At 63.4% G+C, this 19,375-nt stretch carries 16 protein-coding genes; 11 read left to right on the forward strand and 5 right to left on the reverse strand.

Going from position 1 to position 19,375, the window contains the following annotated elements:
- The first annotated feature begins 3 nt into the window (after positions 1–3).
- From BLW56_RS13250 to BLW56_RS13260, 3 genes are read left to right on the forward strand one after another with little or no spacing between them, the layout of a single operon-like run.
- Positions 4–2,010, forward strand: a complete 2,007-nt coding sequence (locus BLW56_RS13250; protein ID WP_093511163.1) for an acetyl-CoA carboxylase biotin carboxylase subunit — start codon at positions 4–6, stop codon at positions 2,008–2,010.
- A 4-nt stretch (positions 2,011–2,014) separates the two neighbouring features.
- Positions 2,015–2,386, forward strand: coding sequence for a tRNA-binding protein (locus BLW56_RS13255; RefSeq protein ID WP_093511164.1), 372 nt, complete (start codon positions 2,015–2,017; stop codon positions 2,384–2,386).
- A 58-nt stretch (positions 2,387–2,444) separates the two neighbouring features.
- Positions 2,445–2,852, forward strand: a complete 408-nt coding sequence (locus tag BLW56_RS13260; RefSeq protein WP_093511165.1) for an MAPEG family protein — start codon at positions 2,445–2,447, stop codon at positions 2,850–2,852.
- Positions 2,853–2,937: 85 nt separating this feature from the next.
- On the opposite strand, the gene BLW56_RS13265 is transcribed toward BLW56_RS13260, so the two are convergent.
- Entirely contained in the window at positions 2,938–3,702 is a 765-nt protein-coding gene (locus tag BLW56_RS13265) for a cyclase family protein (RefSeq protein WP_093511594.1), read from the reverse strand.
- A gap of 109 nt (positions 3,703–3,811) precedes the next feature.
- Here BLW56_RS13265 and BLW56_RS13270 point away from each other — a divergent pair, with 109 nt between their 5' ends.
- Positions 3,812–5,437, forward strand: coding sequence for an MFS transporter (locus BLW56_RS13270; protein ID WP_093511166.1), 1,626 nt, complete (start codon positions 3,812–3,814; stop codon positions 5,435–5,437).
- A 43-nt stretch (positions 5,438–5,480) separates the two neighbouring features.
- The gene (gene alr, locus BLW56_RS13275; RefSeq protein ID WP_093511167.1) at positions 5,481–6,530 is read left to right on the forward strand and encodes an alanine racemase; all 1,050 of its coding nucleotides are present in this window, start codon (positions 5,481–5,483) and stop codon (positions 6,528–6,530) included.
- Positions 6,531–6,632: 102 nt separating this feature from the next.
- Here alr and BLW56_RS13280 read toward each other — a convergent pair whose 3' ends face one another.
- Both BLW56_RS13280 and BLW56_RS20940 read right to left on the reverse strand, forming a co-directional pair.
- On the reverse strand, positions 6,633–9,542 hold the full coding sequence (locus BLW56_RS13280; RefSeq protein ID WP_256203460.1) for a TonB-dependent receptor domain-containing protein: 2,910 nt from the start codon (positions 9,540–9,542) through the stop codon (positions 6,633–6,635).
- Between the two features lie 344 nt (positions 9,543–9,886).
- The gene (locus tag BLW56_RS20940; protein ID WP_256203461.1) at positions 9,887–10,018 is read right to left on the reverse strand and encodes a hypothetical protein; all 132 of its coding nucleotides are present in this window, start codon (positions 10,016–10,018) and stop codon (positions 9,887–9,889) included.
- A gap of 95 nt (positions 10,019–10,113) precedes the next feature.
- On the opposite strand from BLW56_RS20940, the gene phaR reads away from it, so the two are divergent.
- The 3 genes from phaR to BLW56_RS13295 are packed head-to-tail and all read left to right on the forward strand — an operon-like array spanning position 10,114 to position 14,549.
- Positions 10,114–10,656, forward strand: a complete 543-nt coding sequence (gene phaR, locus BLW56_RS13285) for a polyhydroxyalkanoate synthesis repressor PhaR (protein ID WP_093511169.1) — start codon at positions 10,114–10,116, stop codon at positions 10,654–10,656.
- 44 nt (positions 10,657–10,700) lie between these two features.
- Entirely contained in the window at positions 10,701–12,227 is a 1,527-nt protein-coding gene (gene proS, locus BLW56_RS13290; protein WP_093511170.1) for a proline--tRNA ligase, read from the forward strand.
- On the forward strand, positions 12,228–14,549 hold the full coding sequence (locus BLW56_RS13295) for a ribonuclease R family protein (RefSeq protein ID WP_093511171.1): 2,322 nt from the start codon (positions 12,228–12,230) through the stop codon (positions 14,547–14,549).
- A 2-nt stretch (positions 14,550–14,551) separates the two neighbouring features.
- Here the strand turns inward: BLW56_RS13295 and BLW56_RS13300 are convergent, their stop codons facing one another.
- Complete coding sequence (locus BLW56_RS13300) at positions 14,552–15,334, reverse strand: helix-turn-helix domain-containing protein (RefSeq protein ID WP_093511172.1); 783 nt, start codon at positions 15,332–15,334, stop codon at positions 14,552–14,554.
- A 120-nt stretch (positions 15,335–15,454) separates the two neighbouring features.
- Here BLW56_RS13300 and BLW56_RS13305 point away from each other — a divergent pair, with 120 nt between their 5' ends.
- Positions 15,455–15,847, forward strand: a complete 393-nt coding sequence (locus BLW56_RS13305; protein WP_093511173.1) for a hypothetical protein — start codon at positions 15,455–15,457, stop codon at positions 15,845–15,847.
- Here the strand turns inward: BLW56_RS13305 and BLW56_RS13310 are convergent.
- On the reverse strand, positions 15,844–16,296 hold the full coding sequence (locus BLW56_RS13310; RefSeq protein ID WP_093511174.1) for a universal stress protein: 453 nt from the start codon (positions 16,294–16,296) through the stop codon (positions 15,844–15,846). The two genes, BLW56_RS13305 and BLW56_RS13310, sit on opposite strands and share 4 nt — an antisense overlap.
- Positions 16,297–16,455: 159 nt before the next feature.
- On the opposite strand from BLW56_RS13310, the gene BLW56_RS13315 reads away from it, so the two are divergent.
- Both BLW56_RS13315 and lpdA read left to right on the forward strand, forming a co-directional pair.
- The gene (locus BLW56_RS13315; protein WP_093511175.1) at positions 16,456–17,766 is read left to right on the forward strand and encodes a pyruvate dehydrogenase complex dihydrolipoamide acetyltransferase; all 1,311 of its coding nucleotides are present in this window, start codon (positions 16,456–16,458) and stop codon (positions 17,764–17,766) included.
- Between the two features lie 188 nt (positions 17,767–17,954).
- Positions 17,955–19,373, forward strand: a complete 1,419-nt coding sequence (gene lpdA, locus BLW56_RS13320; RefSeq protein WP_371262238.1) for a dihydrolipoyl dehydrogenase — start codon at positions 17,955–17,957, stop codon at positions 19,371–19,373.
- Positions 19,374–19,375 lie beyond the last annotated feature (2 nt).

The raw sequence follows: 19,375 nt of genomic DNA on the forward strand, positions 1-19,375 counted from the left end.
GAGATGTTCAAGAAAATCCTGATCGCCAACCGCGGTGAAATCGCCTGCCGCGTCATCAAGACCGCGCGCCGTATGGGCATCGCGACCGTCGCCGTCTATTCGGATGCCGACGCGCGCGCGCCGTTCGTGCAGATGGCCGACGAGGCGGTGCATATCGGGCCGTCGCCGGCATCCGAGTCCTATTTGATCGCCGACAAGATCATCGCGGCGTGCAAGGAAACAGGCGCCGAGGCGGTGCATCCGGGCTATGGCTTCCTGTCCGAGCGCACCAGCTTTGCCGAGGCGCTCGCGAAGGAAAATATCGCTTTCATCGGCCCGCCGGTGAATGCGATCGCCGCGATGGGCGACAAGATCGAGTCGAAGAAACTCGCAAAGGAAGCGGGCGTCAACGTCGTCCCGGGTTTCGTCGGCGAGATCCGCGATACCGAGCATGCGGTCGAGATTTCGAACGAGATCGGCTATCCGGTGATGATGAAGGCCAGCGCCGGCGGCGGCGGCAAGGGCATGCGCCTCGCCTATGACGAAAAGGACGTCCGCGAGGGTTTCGAGGCGACCAAGCGCGAGGGGCTCAACAGCTTCGGCGACGACCGCGTCTTCATCGAGAAGTTCATCCTCAACCCGCGCCACATCGAAATCCAGATCCTCGGCGACCAGCACGGCAACACCCTCTACCTCAACGAGCGCGAATGCAGCATCCAGCGCCGCCATCAGAAGGTCGTCGAGGAGGCGCCGTCGCCCTTCGTGACCGAGAAAATGCGCAAGGCGATGGGCGAACAGTGCGTGGCGCTGTCGAAGGCGGTCGGCTATTACAGCGCGGGCACGGTCGAACTGATCGTGTCGGGCGCCGATCCGACGGGCGAGAGCTTCTACTTCCTCGAAATGAACACGCGCCTGCAGGTCGAGCATCCGGTGACCGAGGCGATCACGGGCATCGACCTCGTCGAACAGATGATCCGCGTCGCCGCGGGCGAAAAGCTCGAGATGACGCAGGACGATATCAAGATCGACGGCTGGGCGATCGAGAACCGCGTCTATGCCGAGGATCCGTACCGCGGCTTCCTGCCCTCGACGGGGCGGCTGGTGCGCTATCGCACCCCGGTTCCGGCATGGGAAGGCGACGAGCGCGGCGTCGATGGCGTGCGCGTCGATGCGGGGGTCGAGGAGGGCGGCGAAGTGTCGATTTTCTACGACCCGATGATCGCCAAGCTGGTGACGTGGGGCAAGACACGCGACGAAGCCGCCGACCTGCAGATCGCGGCACTCGACCGCTTCGAGCTCGAAGGGCTCGGTCACAATATCGATTTCGTCTCGGCGATCATGCAGCACCCGCGCTTCCGCTCGGGCGAACTGACGACGGGTTTCATCGCCGAGGAATATCCCGAGGGTTTCCACGGCGCACCGACCGACGCCGATGTCACGCGCGCGCTGGCGGCGATCGCGGGCTTCATGGCGTCTGCCGAAGCAGACCGCGCGCGGCGTACGGACGGCCAGCTCGGCGACCGGCTCGAGCCGCCCTCGAAATGGCAGGTTTCGATCGACGGCACCGCGCACAAGGTCAAGATCGGCGAGAAGCATATCAAGGTCGATGGCGACCGGATCGATATCGCGCTCGAATATACGCCGGGCGACCGGCTCGTCGTGGCGGAGATCGAAGATAGCGAACTGGCGGTGAAGGTCGCCAAAACGCGCACCGGCTGGAAGATGACGACGCGCGGACATATCCACGACGTCCGCGTGCTGCCCTGGCATGTTGCGTCGCTCGCGGGCCATATGATCGAAAAGATTCCGCCCGATCTGTCGAAATTCCTCATCTGCCCGATGCCCGGCCTGCTCGTCACGCTGCACGTCGGCGAAGGCGACAAGGTCGAGGCCGGCCAGCCGCTCGCGACGGTCGAGGCGATGAAAATGGAAAATATCCTGCGCGCCGAAAAGTCGGGCGTGGTGAAGAGTGTCAACGCGGCGCAGGGCGACAGCCTGGCGGTCGACGCGGTGATCCTCGAGATGGAATGACGCCATGCACGTCAACCACGATCAGGATGCGCCGGCAGCGGAGGCGATCGGCTTCGACGATTTCCTCCGCGTCGACATCCGCGTCGGCACGATCGTGGAGGCGGAGCCTTTTCCCGAAGCGCGCAAGCCCGCGTTCAAGCTGAAGATCGACTTCGGCCCCGCGATCGGGGTGAAGAAGAGCAGCGCGCAAATCGTCGACCGCTATGCGCTGGAAGACCTCGCGGGGCGGCAGGTTGCCGCCGTCGTGAACTTCCCGCCGCGCCAGATCGGCAAATATATGTCCGAGGTGCTGACGCTCGGCTTCGCCGACGAAGACGGCGCGGTGATCCTCTTTGCCCCCGACCGCGCGGTGCCCAACGGGTCGCGCCTCTTCTGACCTTTCCTGCGCCCCGCATCGCGGCTAGTCTTGCGAAGGGAAACAGGGGAGAGGGACCATGACTTTACCGGTAACCGCGTTCGTGGCCGCCGTTTGCGCGCTGCTATTGCTTGTCACCGCGATCGACACGGTACGTCAGCGACTGCGGGTAAAAGCTGCATTCGGCGACCATGGCGATGCCAAGCTGATCAGCGCCAGCCGCGCGCACGGCAATCTCGCCGAATATGCGCCGATCACGATCATCCTGCTCGGGCTGCTCGAAACCGCGCGCGCCAACCATATGGCGTTGATGGTCATCGGCGCGACCTTCCTTATCGGCCGCGTCGCGCATGTTATCGGTCTTTACACGCCGTCGGAGCCGGGCAAGGCGCCGCTTGGACGGCAGGCCGGCGTCCTTGCGACTTTTGGCGCCTTGCTGGTTCTCGGGGCTTGGACGCTGTGGATTCTGTTGACGACGAACCTGTGAATTCATCGTCACCCCGGACTTGATCCGGGGGCCATGCCTGCTCGGCCTCATGGATGCCGGATCAAGCCCGGCATGACGAAAAGGATCAGTCCACCAGCGCCACCGCGCGGATCCAGCCCGCGCTCGCGCGCTCGATCTTCACCGGGAAGCAGCTGAAGGTGAAACCCGTGGCCGGAATGGCGGAGAGATTCGTCAGCTTCTCGATCTGATAATAAGGCCGGATACGTCCGGCCTTGTGACCTTCCCAGATGATCGACGGATCGCGCGTTTCCGCCCAGCGCTTCGCTGTGTGACTGAACGGCGCGTCCCAGCTCCACGCGTCGGTGCCGACGACCTGCACGCCGCGTGTCGTCAGGTACAGCGTCGCTTCGGCGCCCATGCCGCAGCCCTGATCGGTGAAATTGTCGGTGCCATAGATCGCGCCCGACTGGACAAGCACGATGTCGAGCGGTTGGAGGTCGTGCCCGATCCGCGCGAGTTCGGCCTCGACTTCGGCGCCGCTCACGACATGACCGTGCGGGCGATCCGAAAAGTCGAGCTTCACGCCCGGACGGAAGAAGAGATCGAGCGGCGCCTCGTCGATCGACGGGGCAGGCGAGGCGCCGCTGTCGGTCGTCGAATGATAATGCCAGGGCGCATCCATATGCGTGCCGTTGTGCGTACTGAGCGACAGCATCTCGACCGCCCAGCCTTCGCCATCGGGCAGGTCTTCGCGGGTCAGCCCCGGAAAGAACATCGCGATCTGCTCCCATGTGTTTTCATGGGTCATATAGGTGATGTTCGGGCGCATCACCGGCGGGTCGGATATGACGTCGTTGGTGATCGGGATGGAAAGATCGATGAACTGCATGGGCGCCATCCTGCCACCGGAATGACGCTACGCCAAGAAGGCTTGCGCGGCGGCATCTGCCCGGTAGAGAAGAGCGAAAGCTCCATGCAATGGAGCGGGGGAGAGCCTGATGACCGAGAGTGCCGCCACCGGAAACGGGACCGTTTACGAACCGACCGCGAAAGACATTCGTATGGTCATCGCCGCCTCGTCGGCGGGCACCGTGTTCGAATGGTATGATTTCTTCATCTACGGCACGCTCGCGGCGATCATCGGCAAGGCCTTCTTCCCCAGCGACAATGCGACGCTCGAGATCCTGCTGGTGTGGGCAGGGTTTGCGGTCGGTTTCGGCTTCCGGCCTTTGGGTGCCGTGCTGTTCGGCTTTCTCGGCGACCGGCTCGGGCGCAAATATACGTTCCTTGTGACCGTCACGCTGATGGGGATCGCCACCGCTGGCGTCGGGATGATCCCGTCGGCGGCGACCATCGGCATCGCGGCGCCGATCATCGTCATCCTCCTGCGCGTGCTGCAGGGGTTGGCGCTCGGCGGCGAGTATGGCGGTGCGGCGGTCTATGTCGCCGAACATTCGCCGCCCGGAAAGCGCGGTTTCTATACCAGCTTCATCCAGGCAAGCGTCGTCGGGGGATTTGTGCTCAGCCTGATCGTCGTGCTCGGCTGCAAGGCGCTGATGTCCGATGCGGTCTGGGAAAGCTGGGGCTGGCGCGTGCCCTTCCTGCTCTCGCTCATCCTGCTCGCCATCTCGCTGTGGATGCGGCTCAAACTGTCGGAAAGCCCTGTGTTTCAGGCGATGAAGGCGCAGGGAGAGATCGCAAAGAATCCCGTGAAGGAGAGCTTCACCTACCCCGGCAACCCGCGGCGTATTTTCATCGCGCTGTTCGGTATCGCCGCGGGGCTGACCGTGATCTGGTACACGGCGATGTTCTCGGGCCTCGCCTTCCTCAAGGGACCGATGAAGGTCGAGGACACGGCTGCTGAAATCATCGTCGGCGTCGCGGCAGCGCTCGGCATGGGTTTCTTCCTCTGGGCGGGCCGCATTTCCGACCGGATCGGACGGAAAAAGCCGATCGTCTGGGGCTATGCCGCCACGCTCGTGCTGCTTTTTCCGCTTTTCTGGCTGATGGGCAGCGTCGGCAATCCCGCGCTGACGGCGGCCGCGGAAAAGGCGCCCGTGGTCGTTACCGGGTCGCAGTGCAGCTTCGATCCCTTCGCGCAGAAACAGGAAACCCTCTGCGGAAAGACGCTGGGTGAGCTGACCAAGCTGGGCGTCCCATATACGGTCGTCGACAGCGGCAGCAATTTCGACAGCGCGAGCGTCACGATCGGCGGGCGCGAGGTTGCGGGCGAAGACCCGGCGGTGCTGAAGCCGGCGCTGGAGGCGATGGGCTATGATTTCGAAAAGCAGATCCCGGGGGCGTTTGGCATCATAGTGATCCTCGTGGCGCTGCTTGGCCTCATCGCGCTGTCGGGTTTCACCTATGGCCCCGTCGCGGCGCTGCTGTCCGAAATGTTCCCGCCGCACGTCCGCTATTCGTCGCTGTCGATCCCCTATCATCTGGGGACCGGCTATTTCGGCGGATTCCTGCCATTGATCGCGAGCTTCATCATCGCGAAGACGGGCAATGCCTATTCGGGGCTCTGGTACACCTGGGGCGTCGTGCTCGTCGCCTTCCTCGTCACCGCCTTCATGCTCAAGGATCCAGTCGAGGGGCAGTGGGACAAGCCGGCGGCACGCTGACCACCCCATTGGCGCAGCCCGCGAAGCTGTATAGGGGCGTGGCATGATCGCAATCCCGTCGCCGCTCCGCCTCCGTCTCGACAGCGATGCTCTGGTCGCCAACTGGCGCTGGCTCGCCGCGCAAAGCGGTTCGGCCGCATGCGGTGCGGCGATCAAGGCCAATGGTTACGGCCTTGGCGCGCGCGACGTCATGCTGCGCCTTGTGGCTGCGGGCTGCCGTGACTTTTTCGTCGCCAACTGGATCGAGGCCGCATCGCTGATGCCGCTGCCTGCAGGCGTGTCGCTGTCGGTGCTGCACGGCGCCGGCGCGAGCGACATGATCGCCGCGCGCACGCTACCAGCACGTCCCGTGCTGAACAGCATGGAACAGGTCGCGCGATGGCGCGAGGCCGGTGAGGGGCGGCCATGCGACGTCATGGTCGACACCGGGATGAACCGCCTTGGCCTTCGCATCGATGAAGCGATGGGCGGCGCGCTCGACGGGCTTTCGATCGAAACCCTGCTCAGCCATCTTGCGTCGGCCGATGAGGACAGCGCGCAGAACGCGCAGCAACTGGCCGCCTTTCGAAGCCTCTGCCATTCTGTCCCGGCGCGGCGATACAGCCTGGCGAACAGCGCGGCGATCTGCCTCGGCCCAGATTATGCCTTCGACCTCACACGACCCGGCATCGCACTTTATGGCGGGATGCCGCGCGAGGAAGCGACAGGACATATCCGGCAGGTCGTTTATCCCGAGGCGCGCGTGCTGCAGGTCCGGACCGTGCGCGAAGGCGAGGCTGTCGGCTATGGCGCGTCATGGACCGCGCCCCGCGACAGCCGGGTCGCAATCGCAAACATGGGCTATGCTGACGGCTTTCTGCGCTGCCACGCCGGGACAGGCGCCGGGGCGACGTGGCAGTCGCATGCCTTGCGGCTGATCGGGCGCGTGTCGATGGACCTTATCGCCTTCGACGTGAGCGACGCCGGGCCGGTGGGCGAGGGCGACTGGCTCGCGCTCGATTACGACCTTCCGCAGGTGTCGACGGCGAGCGGCCTGTCGCAATATGAATTGCTTACGGGACTTGGCGCACGTTTTGAGCGCCGCTGGATGTAGAAGCCAATCCGGTCGAACCGGATTTCGCAGCCAGCTTTCCGGATAAAAAAAAGGGCCCCGAACTCGCGTTCGGGGCCCGATTTTTTATCCGATCCCGGAGGATTAGAACTTGAACGAACCATTCACGAAGAAGGTACGGCCACGATAGTCGTAACCCGAGTAAAGCGGGGCGTTACCGATGGTCGTGTAACCGATCGCCGAGATGCGCGGCGGCTTCTTGTCGAACAGGTTCTGCACACCAGCCGTGATCTCATACTTCTCGGCGATGTTGAACTGGACCGACGCCGAGTGCAGGAAGTAGTTCGGCGCTTCGAGATAGTAGTTATCGCGATAGGCCTGAACCAAATCCGGATCCGAAACACCCGTCAGTTCGTCATAAGCGAAGAACTTGTAGGTCCGGTCGCGGTCGCCATCGATCCAGTCGAGGCCGTAACGCAGCGTCACGTTGTTGAAGCGGTACGTCGCGTCGAAGGTACCAACCCAGTCGGGGTTCACGACCGTGCCGTTCATGTCGGTCAGGAACTCTTCGGGGAAGAGGCGGCTCGACTGTTCGGTATATTTCGTGATGTTGGCATTCAGCGTGAAGCGGCCGCCGAACAGGTCACGCGAGTAACGACCGTTGAACTCGAAACCCTTACGGATATCTTCCGACAGGTTGACGAAGCTGCTCGTCACGGTGAGCGCGTTGTTCGCGTCACGTTCGACGAAGCGGCAGAAGCCCTCGTTCACATTGAAGTTGGGATCGCCATAGCAGCGGTTCAGGATCGTCGTGGCGTCGAGATCGGCCACGCCGTTGCTGACCTTGATGTCGAAATAATCGAGCGACAAGGAAAGCTGACCAACCGACTCAGGCAGGACGGGGCGAATGACAACGCCGACCGACCAGTTCTTCGAGGTTTCGGCCTCGAGGCCCGCATCGGCACCGCCGACGCGGAAGGTCGTGATACCGCTGGTCTGCTGGAAGCCAACCGGCAGGCCGATTGCGACGCAGTTCGCCGAGATGATCTGCTCGTTCGGCGACTGGTCGGCCGCGGGCGGCAGATCGTCGCAGGGATCGAGCGTGCTGCCAAGGAAGCCGCTCGTCGCACCGAGGAACTGTTCGGCGAGAGCCGGAGCGCGATACGACGTGCCATAGCTGGCGCGGAAACCGAAGCCACGGATCGGTTCCCATTCGGCCGCGACCTTGAAGGTCGTGTCCGAGCCATAGGACTTATAGTCGGTATAACGGCCCGAGGCAGTCAGGTTGAGGCGGTAGAAACCGGGCGTATCCGCGAGGAGCGGAATGAAGATTTCACCGTAGACTTCCTTGACGCTGTCCTTGCCGACCGTCGGCGTGCCGGCGGTCAGGCCGAGCAGGTTGCCGTTGATCGAGTTCGGATCGGGCTGGTCGTTGATGCTCTGCTTGCGATATTCGGCACCCAGCGCGAGCTGGACATCGCCGCCGGGCAGCGCGAACAGCGGGCCGTCGACGTTAAACGCGAAGGTCGTTTCGCGGAACTTCGTATTGCCGATCGTGTTGACAAGGATCCAATCCTTGAAGTCCTGCGGCAGGCGGCCGCCGATGACGTCGGCCGAGAGTGCCGGAGCGGCAATGCAATTCGGGTTCGTTGCCGAGCTGGCGCAGCGGAACGTACCATTGCCGTTGCTGACGACGTCGAGCGACTGGGCGAGACGATCGATCAGGAACGATTGGATCTCGTAGCGGCCGTCGTTCCACGATTTGCCGACATAGGCGTCATAGCGCCACTGCGGCAGGAAGAAGTCGCCGCGAACGCCGCCCGACACGCGAGCATAGTCGACCTGCTGACGCGAGTCGGTCAGGCCGAAACCGATGAAGGCGCGAGCCATAACGTCGCGGCCGCCCGAGGTTTCGTTCGGCGCGAGGAGGCGGGTTCCCTGACGGAATTCGACGGGCAGCAGTTCGCTTCCACGGACATAGTCCAGCGAAAGCTGGCGATACAGCGGCGACGACGACTTGCGGCGGGTGACCAGCACTTCACCATAAACTTCGGCATTGCCGAGAATGTCGGTGTTGTAGGTGCCCGACAGATAGCCGGTGTAGATTTCGGCGCTGGTGATCAGCGGCTCTTCCTGCGACGCAGGATCGAACGTATCGCGATCATAGGTGCCGACGCCGAGGTAACCCGGGAGCGGGCCGGTCGTCTGACCCGGGGCCGGAACGAAGCGGTTGAAGGTGCCGACCGCGCCGCTGGTGCGACCGATCCCCGGGCGTGCCGAAACACCCAGCGTGTTGATCGTCACGCCGCCATTGTCGAGCGTGAAGCAGTTGCGCGGATCGCCGACCGGGAACGCGTCGCCCGATCCGAATTCCGAACCTTCACCGTCGAGGAAGCCGCCGATCGGGCACTTGAGCCACGGCACGTCGCCCAGCGACAGCTGGCCGCGCTTACGATATTCGACCGAGCCGATGATGCTGAGACGGTCGGATTCAAAACCGAACGAGGCGGCGACGCGCTTGTCGATGCCTGCGCCGACTTCGGGCACGTTCACCTGACCTTCGATGTTCAGGCCACGCAGCTTGTTGTCGGTGATGATGTTCACCACGCCGGCAACGGCGTCCGAACCGTAAACCGACGAAGCGCCGGCCTTCAGGACTTCGATGCTGCTGACGATCGCGGTCGGCAGGACGTTAAGGTCGGCCGCGAGAACCGAACCGCGCGTGCCGCCCGGCGCCAGACGGCGACCGTTGAGCAGGACAAGCGTGCGGCTCGGCCCGAGGTTGCGCAGGCCCAGCGTGTTGGCGCCGGTGCCGCCGTCGGTCACGAAACCGCCGTAGAAGTTGTTGATCTGGCCCGAACCCTGGGTGACGGCGTTGCTCTGCAATGCATCGGCCGCGCTGTTGAAGCCTGCCTGGGTGATTTCTTCGGCCGTCACGACGGTGATCGGTTCGGCGACCGAGAATTCGTCGCGGCGAATACGCGAGCCGGTGACGACGATTGTGCCATCGCTGGTATTCTCTGCGGTCGTCTGGGCAGTTTCGCTCTGCGCCATGGCAGGCATCGCAGTAAACAAAGCAAGAGTCAGGGCAGAGCCCTGAACTAGCAGGCTAGTCTTTTTCATGATTTAATTCCCCGGTTGGCCGTTCAAAAAAAGGGAGTGAACGGCTTGACACCAAGAAAGACAGAAATTTTCGGGCACACAAGCCTTTGATGAAGTTTTTCTGACACTCTGCAGACTCCGATGCGTCGCTGTGGCTTTTTCGCAACAGATCGGCGGCGGGGAATGGATGCGCGCTTGAAATCAAAGTGCTGCGCAGTGAAATGAATGACTGCAACCTCCGCTCTGAAGCGAGAAAAATGCCAGAAATTTGATATCCGATGTAACTATATTGCGTATCACATGGCTGCGCCTGCAAAGGCCTGTGATTTGCTTTGCTGGCGCGTGTGAACGCTGTCCTGAAAGGCCTTTTCAGCACCTGTCAGGGCGAATCGCTCCATTTCGGGAGCCTGTCGGCCGAATTTGCGCATGTTGCGACGCATCAATATTTGATGCTAATGCAGGACTTCGAACCCGCGGCGGCGCGATCCGTCATTATCCGGGCACACAAGGAGCGCAGGTCAAAATGGCGAAGTCCAGGGCGGGGGCGACGGAAGATGACGTCGTCACGATCAAGAAATACGCCAACCGGCGGCTCTACGACACCGAGCGCAGCTGCTACATCACGCTTGAGGATCTCGGGACCATGGTCCGCGACGGCCGCGAATTCCGTGTCGTCGATGCCAAGAGCGGCGACGACATCACCCACAATGTCCTGACGCAGATCATAATGGATGAGGAAACACGCGGCGAGACTCTGTTGCCGGTCAATTTCCTGCGCCATCTGATCGGCATGTACGGCGATAAGATGCAGTCGATGGTGCCGCAATATCTTGAAGCGTCGATGACCGCGTTCCGCAAGAACCAGCAGGATGTCCGCTCGGCATTCGAAGGGGCGCTTGGGTCGAACCCGCTCGCGGAACTCACGCGGCGCAACATGGAAATGTTCCAGCAGGCGGCGGGGGCGTTCATCCCGGGTGCTGGCGGCAGCAAGGCCAAAGACGCCGAAATCGCGGCGCTCAAGGCCGAAGTCGCCGAGCTCAAGGCGGCGCTCGCCAAGAAAAATTAATCGGGCGACCAACGCGCCCCAGTTACGGAAACACAAAGATTATCATGGTCAAACATGCGCTCAGCGTAACCCGGCAGGCCGACTTTGCGGCCTGGTATCAGGAAGTCATTGCCGAAGCCGACCTCGCCGAGGAATCGGGCGTCCGCGGTTGCATGGTGATCAAGCCGTGGGGCTATGGCATATGGGAACGGATCCAGACGATCATGGATGCCGGTATCAAGGACATGGGCGTCCAGAACTGTTATTTCCCGCTATTCATCCCCTTGAGCTTCTTTGAGAAGGAAGCCGATCATGTCGATGGTTTCGCAAAGGAAATGGCGGTCGTCACGCACCACCGGCTGATCCAGGACGGCAAGGGCAAACTGATCCCCGATCCCGAAGCGAAGCTGGAAGAACCGCTGATCGTCCGCCCGACGTCGGAAACCGTGATCGGCGCGGCGATGAGCCGCTGGGTCCAGTCGTGGCGCGACCTGCCGCTGCGCGTCAACCAGTGGGCGAATGTCGTGCGTTGGGAAATGCGGACACGCATGTTCCTGCGCACCGCCGAATTCCTCTGGCAGGAAGGCCATAGCGCGCACGACAGCAAGGAAGATGCGCTCGCCGAGACGATGCGCGCGCTCGAACTCTATCGTAGTGTTGCCGAAGGCGCGCTCGCGCTGCCCGTGATCGCAGGCGAAAAGCCCGAGAACGAACGCTTCCCGGGGGCGGCCGCGACCTATTCGATCGAAGCGATGATGCAGGACGGCAAGGCGTTGCAGGCCGGGACGTCGCATTATCTGGGGACGGGCTTTGCCGAGGCGGCGAATATCCGCTTTCAGGACAAGGAGGGCGGCCACAGCCTCTGCCACACCGTCAGTTGGGGTTTTTCGACCCGCACCATCGGCGCCGTCATCATGACGCATGGCGACGACGACGGCCTGCGTTGCCCGCCGCGGATCGCGCCGCACCAGATTGTGATCGTGCCGATGCTCCGCGACAATGAGGAGGATCAGGCGATCCTCGACTATTGCGCCTCGCTTGAAAAGGAATTGAAGGCGCTCGACGCGTTCCGCGAGCCGGTGCGTGTGCTGCTCGACACCAACGCCAACAAGGCGCAAACCAAGCGCTGGGGCTGGGTAAAGAAAGGCGCGCCGATCATTCTCGAAATCGGCCCGCGCGACGTCGCCGGCGGCAATGTCGCGGTGATCCGCCGCGACCGGCTTTACAAGGACGACGGCAAGCTCAACAGCGCATTCGTGCCACGCGGAGAATTCGTCGCGGCCGCGGTCGCGACGCTCGGCGAGATCCAGGACAATCTCTACGCCGAGGCGAAGGAACGTCTTCATGCCAACATCCGCCGCGATGTCACTGATCTTGCGGCGCATTATGCCGGCGAGGACAAGTTCACCGGTTGGGTCGAGGTGCAATGGTCGCGCCCGACCGACGCGGTCCTCGACGGGATTGTCGAGCAGTTGAAGGCGCTCAAGCTGACGATGCGCAACACACCGCTCGATGCCGATCCCGCCGATGGCGCCTGCTTCTTCACGGGCGAGCCCGCGGTCGAACGCGTGCTCATCGGGCGGACCTATTAATTGGCGAAACGGCAAAAACCTGCCGGGTTGCCGACGCCCGACCAGATTCTTCGCTTTATCGAAGAGAGCAAGGATGCGGTCGGCAAGCGCGAGATCGCGAAACATTTCGCGCTCCACGGTAACGAGAAGATCGCGCTGAAGGCGCTGCTCAAGGACATGACCGACGAGGGGCTCGTCGATCTGGCTCCGGGGCGCGCCTTTCACAAACATGGCGGTTTGCCGCGCGTAACGGTGCTGCGTATCGTCGCGATCGAGGGCAGCAACCTCTGGGCGGTGCCCGATCGTTGGGAAGGCGCCGGTCCCGCACCGCGCCTGCGTGTGATGGAACAGGGCCGTAGGGGCGCACTCGGCGTCGGTGACCGCATCCTTGCGCGCACCGAGGATCGCGGCAGCGGCCATGTCGCGCATCCGATGAAGCGGCTCGCGGCAAGCGCCGAGACGGTGATCGGCGTCCTGGTCGAAGATGTCGGCCCTGGCGGCAAGCCGATGATCTGGCTGCGCCCCGCCGACAAGCGCGCGCGCTATGACTTTGCCGTCGCCGTCAAGGGCGATGCCGATATCGGCGATCTTGTTCGCGCCGAACTCACCGGGCGCGGCGCGGCGATCAAGGCGAAGGTCATCGACCGGATCGGCGATCCTTTCGCCCCCAAATCGCTGAGCATGATCGCGATCGCACGGCACGAAATTCCGCATATCTTCGGCACCGAGACGCTCGCCGAGGCGGAAAAGGCGGCGAACCTGCCGCTCACCTCCGACGGACGCGAGGACCTGCGCGACCTGCCGATCGTTGCCATCGATCCGATCGACGCGCGCGACCATGACGATGCCGTCTGGGCGATCCCCGATGACGAACCGGGCAACAAGGACGGTTTCCGCGCGATCGTCGCGATCGCCGACGTCAGCTATTATGTCCGCCCCGACGGCGACCTCGACCGCGAGGCGCGGCGGCGCGGCAACAGCGTCTATTTCCCCGACCAGGTCGTGCCGATGTTGCCCGAAACGCTGTCGGCAGGCGTCTGCTCGCTGAAAGCCGGGCAGGACAGGGCGGCGATGGCGTGCCACCTTGTCATCGACAAGCATGGCAAAGTGACGTCATGGCGTTTCGCACGCGCGCTCGTCCGGCTGCGTGCGAACATCGCTTATGAACATGCGCAGGCGGCCTATGACGCCGATGCTGCGCGCGATGAATGGGACGCCGACGTGCTCCCGACGCTGAAGAATCTGTGGGCCTGCTGGGCGCTGCTCGCAAAAGCCCGTGCGGCGCGTGCACCGCTCGATCTCGACCTCCCCGAACGTCAGGTAATCCTCGACGAGCAAGGCCGCATCGCCGAAATCCGCGTCCGCGACCGGCTCGATTCGATGCGGCTGATCGAGGATTATATGATCGCGGCGAATGTCGCGGCGGCCAAGGCGCTTGAGGCGAAGAAATCGCCCGTCATGTACCGCATCCACGAACCGCCGAGCCGCGAGAAGCTGGTTGGCCTTAAGGATTATCTTGAAACCTTCGAACAGAGTTTCTCGCTCGGGCAAGTGATCACGCCGGCCGTGTTCAACCGCCTGATCGACGGCTTTTCCGAAGATGACCGGTTGCCCGAGATCATGCAGGCGATCTTGCGCAGCCAGACGCAGGCCTATTACGGCCCCGCGAATGCCGGCCATTTCGGTTTGGCGCTGGGCTCCTACGCGCATTTCACCTCGCCGATCCGCCGCTACGCCGACCTGATCGTCCACCGCGCGCTCGTCGACAGCTACAAACTCGAAGTGCCCGGCAAGCCCAAGGGACTGCCCGCGCGCACCGGCCTCGGCGAAGCCGACGCCAAGGGCCTGTCGCGCATCGGCGAGGCGATCAGTGCACTCGAACGCCGAGCGATGGAGGCAGAGCGCGAGACCGTCGACCGCTATGTCGCCGCCTATCTTGCGAGCAAGACCGGCGAGATTATCGTCGCGCGCATCACCGGCGTCCAGCCCTTCGGCTTTTTCGCGACCGTCGACGGGCTTGGCGGCGATGGGCTGGTGCCAGTCTCGACGCTCGGCAGCGAACGCTTTTTCTATGACGAAGCCGCGCGCAGCCTCGACAGCGAGCATGGCCGCGTCAGCTATACGACCGGGCAGCGAATCGAACTGCGGTTGATGGATGCGAACCCCGTCAGCGGCGCGCTGCGTTTCGAGCTTCCCGATGCGCCCGAGGGCGGCTTTCGCAATCGCCCGCCGCGCCGCGATGGCGTGAAAGGGAAGGGGCCAGGGAAAGACAAGGCGGGCAAGCATATGGTCGGCAAACGTGGCCGGCCGGCGAATATCAAGCACAAGGGCAAGCGCCGGTAGCGCTACCGCTCGGCGAGCTTCCGCAGCAACGCCGCGCTTTCCGCATCGGCGGGGAAAAAGGCTTCGATCGCCAGTTCCGACAGCGTAATATCGACTGGTGTTCCGAAAATCGTCACCGTCGATACGAACGAAATCCGCCCCGCAATCGTGTCGAGGATGAGCGGCACCGCAATGCCATTGGCATGCGCAACGCCATTGTCGTTCGCTTCGACCGTATAACCCGTCAGTTCGGCGCGCAGCGCGATCAGGCCCGCATCGGCGCTCGCCTCGATCTGCAGACCCAGCCGGTGCAGGATATGCGCACGCCATTCGCCATGGTTGACGATCTGCGGCGCCAGCCCCTCCGGGTGCAGCGCAATGCGCAGGACGTTGACCGGGGGCGCGAGCAGGGCGGGGGAGACCTGTTCGATCAGGATCGCGATTGCATCGTTCGCCGCGACCATGTTCCAGTGGCGGTCGACCGCCAGCGCGGGATAGGGCTCGTGCCCCTTCAGCACATGCTCGACGATCGCGCGCATCCCCGCCATTTCGGTGCTGTCGAGTGCGCGCTCCTGATAGTCGGGGGCATAACCCGCCGCCAGCAGCAGGGCATTACGCGCGCGATGCGGCACGTCGAGGCAATCGGCGATCCGCTGCAACATTTGCGCGCTCGGTTTCGAGCGTCCCGTTTCGATAAAGCTCAGGTGGCGCGTCGACATTTCGGTATCGAGCGCAAGGTCCATCTGGCTCATCCGGCGGCGCGTGCGCCATTCGCGCAATTGTTCGCCCAGCGGTGCGACTTGCATGATCGTCTCCTTTGTCCGGAGAGCTATACCCGAGCCTTCCGCTTTTCCATTACCTCCGGCGTAATCGACCCACTGCATTTTCGAGACCAGACGGGGCGGGCACTCGAAAGGAGAAACGCCATGTCCATCTTCAATCTCAAGAATATGCTGATCGTCGACGCAGTGACCTGCACGGCCTTGTTCATCCTCTGCGTGTTTGCGACCGCGACGGTCGCTTCGTTGCTCGGCCTCCCCTCCGATGTGGTGACGGTCGCGGGTTGGGTCGGCCTGCCTTCGGCGCTGCTGATGCTCTTCGTCGCCGGTCAGAAAACGCCAAGCAAGGGACTTGCGAACCTGATTGCGTTGGGCAACCTCGGCTGGGTTGCGGCCAGCTTTGCGGTTCTCGCGATCTTTGCCGCGCAGATGACGTGGCTCGGCATCGTGGTCGTGGCTGTCCAGGCCATCGTGGTCCTCGACTTCGCATTTTTCGAAGCCAAGGGCGCTGCGGCACTGCCGCGCGTGGTGACGGCCTAACTCAGCGCATCGAGCCGGGCGATATCGATCCCGCCCGGCACCAGCATCACCGGGCAGGGGAGGCTTCCCGCATCCTGTCCGGTGAAAAAGGTCACCAGCGGCCCGGGCGCGCCGCTTGCCGCCGTCGCCAGCACCAGCGCCGCAATCTCGTCATTGGCGCGGATTACCTCGGACACCACCTCGGCGGGCTTGCCCGATTTGACCATGCCCTGCGGCGTGACGCCTTCCTGAACCACCGCGTCGGAAGCGGCCGAGACCAGCTCCTCGGCATGTTCGCGCGCTTCGGCCTCGATCGTCGCCTGGACGCCGCCGAACGCGACGAAATCCTGCGGCGGGATGATCGCCAGCACGATAACGCCGCCGCCCGTCCGCGCCGCGCGCCGCGCCGCAAAGCGCAGCGCCAGCGACGCCTCCGGGCTGTCGTCGATCACCACCAGATATGTCCGCATCGCCCCGACCCCTCGTGTTTTTGCTTGGGGTAAAGAGTGCGTCACATTCGTATGAAACGCAAGCTGGGCCGCTGGACCTTGACCGATGCAAGGCTTATGGCGAGGAACAAACCGTAGCGGCAGGCGACGCCTGCAAGACTGACAGGGAAAAGCCTGAATATGCCAATCGAACTCAAAATGCCCGCTCTCTCGCCGACGATGGAGGAGGGCACGCTCGCCAAATGGCTGGTGAAGGAAGGCGACACGGTCAAATCGGGTGACTTGCTCGCCGAGATCGAAACCGACAAGGCGACGATGGAGTTCGAAGCGATCGACGAAGGCGTCGTCAGCCAGATTCTCGTCGCCGAAGGCACCGACAATGTGAAGGTCGGCACCGTTATTGCTGTCATCGCCGGCGAAGATGAAGATGCGGGGAGCGCGAAAGCCGCTCCGGCTCCCGCCGCCGCCGCCGAACCCAAGGCCGAAGCGCCCGCTCCGGCACCCGCACCCGCGCCTTCGCCGACTCCCGCAGCGCCAGCCGCTGCTCCCGCCGCATCGGGTGATCGCATCAAGGCGAGCCCGCTCGCCAAGCGCCTTGCCGCCGAACGCGGAATCGATCTTTCGACCGTCATGGGCACCGGCCCCGGCGGCCGCATCGTCAAGGACGACCTCGACGGCGCAGCAACTGGCGCGCCCGCAGCCGCTGCAGCGGCGCCGAGCGCGGCCGCTCCCGCAGCGACTGCTCCGGCACCCGCTGCGTCGGCACCTGCTGCGGGCCACAGCGAAATCCCCGATTTCGGCATCCCGCACGAGGACGAAAAGCTGTCGGGCATGCGCAAGACGATCGCGCGCCGCTTGAGCCAGTCGATGCAGGAAGCACCGCATATCTACCTGACCGTCGACATCCGCCTCGACGCGCTGCTCAAGCTGCGCGGCGAGCTCAACGCCAGCCTCGAAAGCCGCGGCGTCAAGCTCAGCGTCAACGACATGCTGATCAAGGCGCTCGCGGTCGCGCTCGAACGCGTGCCGTCGTGCAACGTCAGCTTCGGCGGCGATGTGATGCGCAAATATAGCCGCGCCGACATCTCGGTCGCGGTCAGCATCCCGGGCGGGCTGATCACCCCGATCATCGTCGATGCCGGCGGCAAGTCGATGTCGAAAATCTCGACCGAAATGGCCGAGCTCGCGGCGAAGGCCAAGGAAGGCAAGCTCCAGCCCAGCGAGTATCAGGGCGGCACCGCCTCGATCTCGAACATGGGCATGATGGGGATCAAGCAGTTCACCGCAGTGATCAATCCGCCGCAGGCGATGATCATGGCGATCGGCGCGGGCGAGAAGCGGCCTTATGTCGTCGACGACGCGCTTGCCATTGCCACGGTCATGTCGGCGACCGGCAGCTTCGACCACCGCGCAATCGACGGCGCCGACGGCGCGCTGCTGATGAAGACCTTCAAGGAACTGGTGGAGAACCCGCTGGGGCTGGTTGCTTGATCGGATAAAGGCGATGCGCCTCGTTCGGCAGTTGTTCCATTTGCTGATCGGACTGCTTGCGCTCGCGTTTCTCGCCGCCGCAGCCAGTTGGGTGTGGCCTGAAGATTCAAGTCGAATATGGTTCTTCGCTTACGCCGCCATGGGCGGGACCGCGTTTTGGGAGCTGGTAGGAATGCTCCGCAACCGGAATGGCGAACAAGGAGATAATTGTGGCTGATACCAACTACGACCTCATCGTCCTCGGCTCGGGCCCCGGCGGCTATGTCGCGGCGATCCGCGCGGCGCAGCTCGGCCTCAAAACCGCGATCGTCGAGCGCGAGAATCTCGGTGGCATCTGCCTCAACTGGGGCTGCATCCCGACCAAGGCTCTGCTGCGCTCGGCCGAAATCTATCATTATATGCAGCATGCGGGCGACTATGGCCTGATCGCGCAGCAGATCAGCGCCGACATCGATGCGGTCGTGAAGCGCAGCCGCGGCGTCGCCAAGCAGCTCAGCCAGGGCGTCGCCTTCCTGATGAAGAAGCACAAGATCACCGTCCATATGGGTGAGGGCAAGCTGACCGCACCGGGCAAGCTGGAAGTGAAGGGTGAGAAGGGGACTGAAACCCTGACTGCCAAGAATATCATCGTCGCGACGGGCGCGCGCGCGCGCGACCTGCCGTTCGCGCCCGCCGACGGCAAGCGCATCTGGACCTATCGCCACGCGCTCGTCCCGCCCGAAATGCCGAAGAAGCTGCTCGTCATCGGATCGGGCGCGATCGGGATCGAATTCGCGAGCTTCTACAGCGACATGGGCGTCGACGTGACCGTCGTCGAAATGCTCGACCGTCTTGTCCCCGTCGAAGATGCCGACGTTTCGGCCTTCCTCGAGAAGCAGCTCAAGAAGCAGGGCATGACGATCTACACCGGTGCCGGCGTCGAGGAACTCAAGGCGACCGCGACCGGCGTCACCGCGAAGATCAAGACCAAGGACGGCAAGACCGAAAGCGCCGAGTTCAGCCACGCGATCGTCGCGATCGGTATCGTGCCGAACACCGAGAATATCGGGCTCGAAGCGCTCGGCGTGAAGACGACCAAGGGCCATATCGACACCGATGCGATGTGCCGCACCAACGTCCCCGGAATCTGGGCGATCGGCGATGTGACCGCGCCGCCGTGGCTCGCGCACAAGGCGATGCATGAATCGGTGATTTCGGTCGAGGCGATCGCGGGCAATCATCCGCACGCGATGGACCCGCGCAACATCCCCGGCTGCACCTATTGCCGTCCGCAGATCGCAAGCGTCGGCCTGACCGAAGCAAAGGCGAAGGAACTGGGTTACGAGGTCAAGGCGGGCACCTTCCCCTTCATCGGCAACGGCAAGGCGATCGCGCTCGGCGAATCCGAGGGCTTCACCAAGACCGTCTTCGATGCCAAGACCGGCGAACTGCTCGGCGCGCACATGATCGGCGCCGAGGTCACCGAGCTCATTCAAGGCTATACGATCGGCAAGACCGCCGAGCTGGTCGAGGATGATTTCATCGGCACCGTCTTCCCGCATCCGACGCTCAGCGAAACGATGCACGAGGGCGTGCTGGCAGCGTTCGGACGCCCGCTGCACATCTAGGC

Origin of the sequence: Sphingopyxis sp. YR583 (assembly GCF_900108295.1) — a bacterium.
Classification (GTDB): Bacteria; Pseudomonadota; Alphaproteobacteria; order Sphingomonadales; family Sphingomonadaceae; genus Sphingopyxis.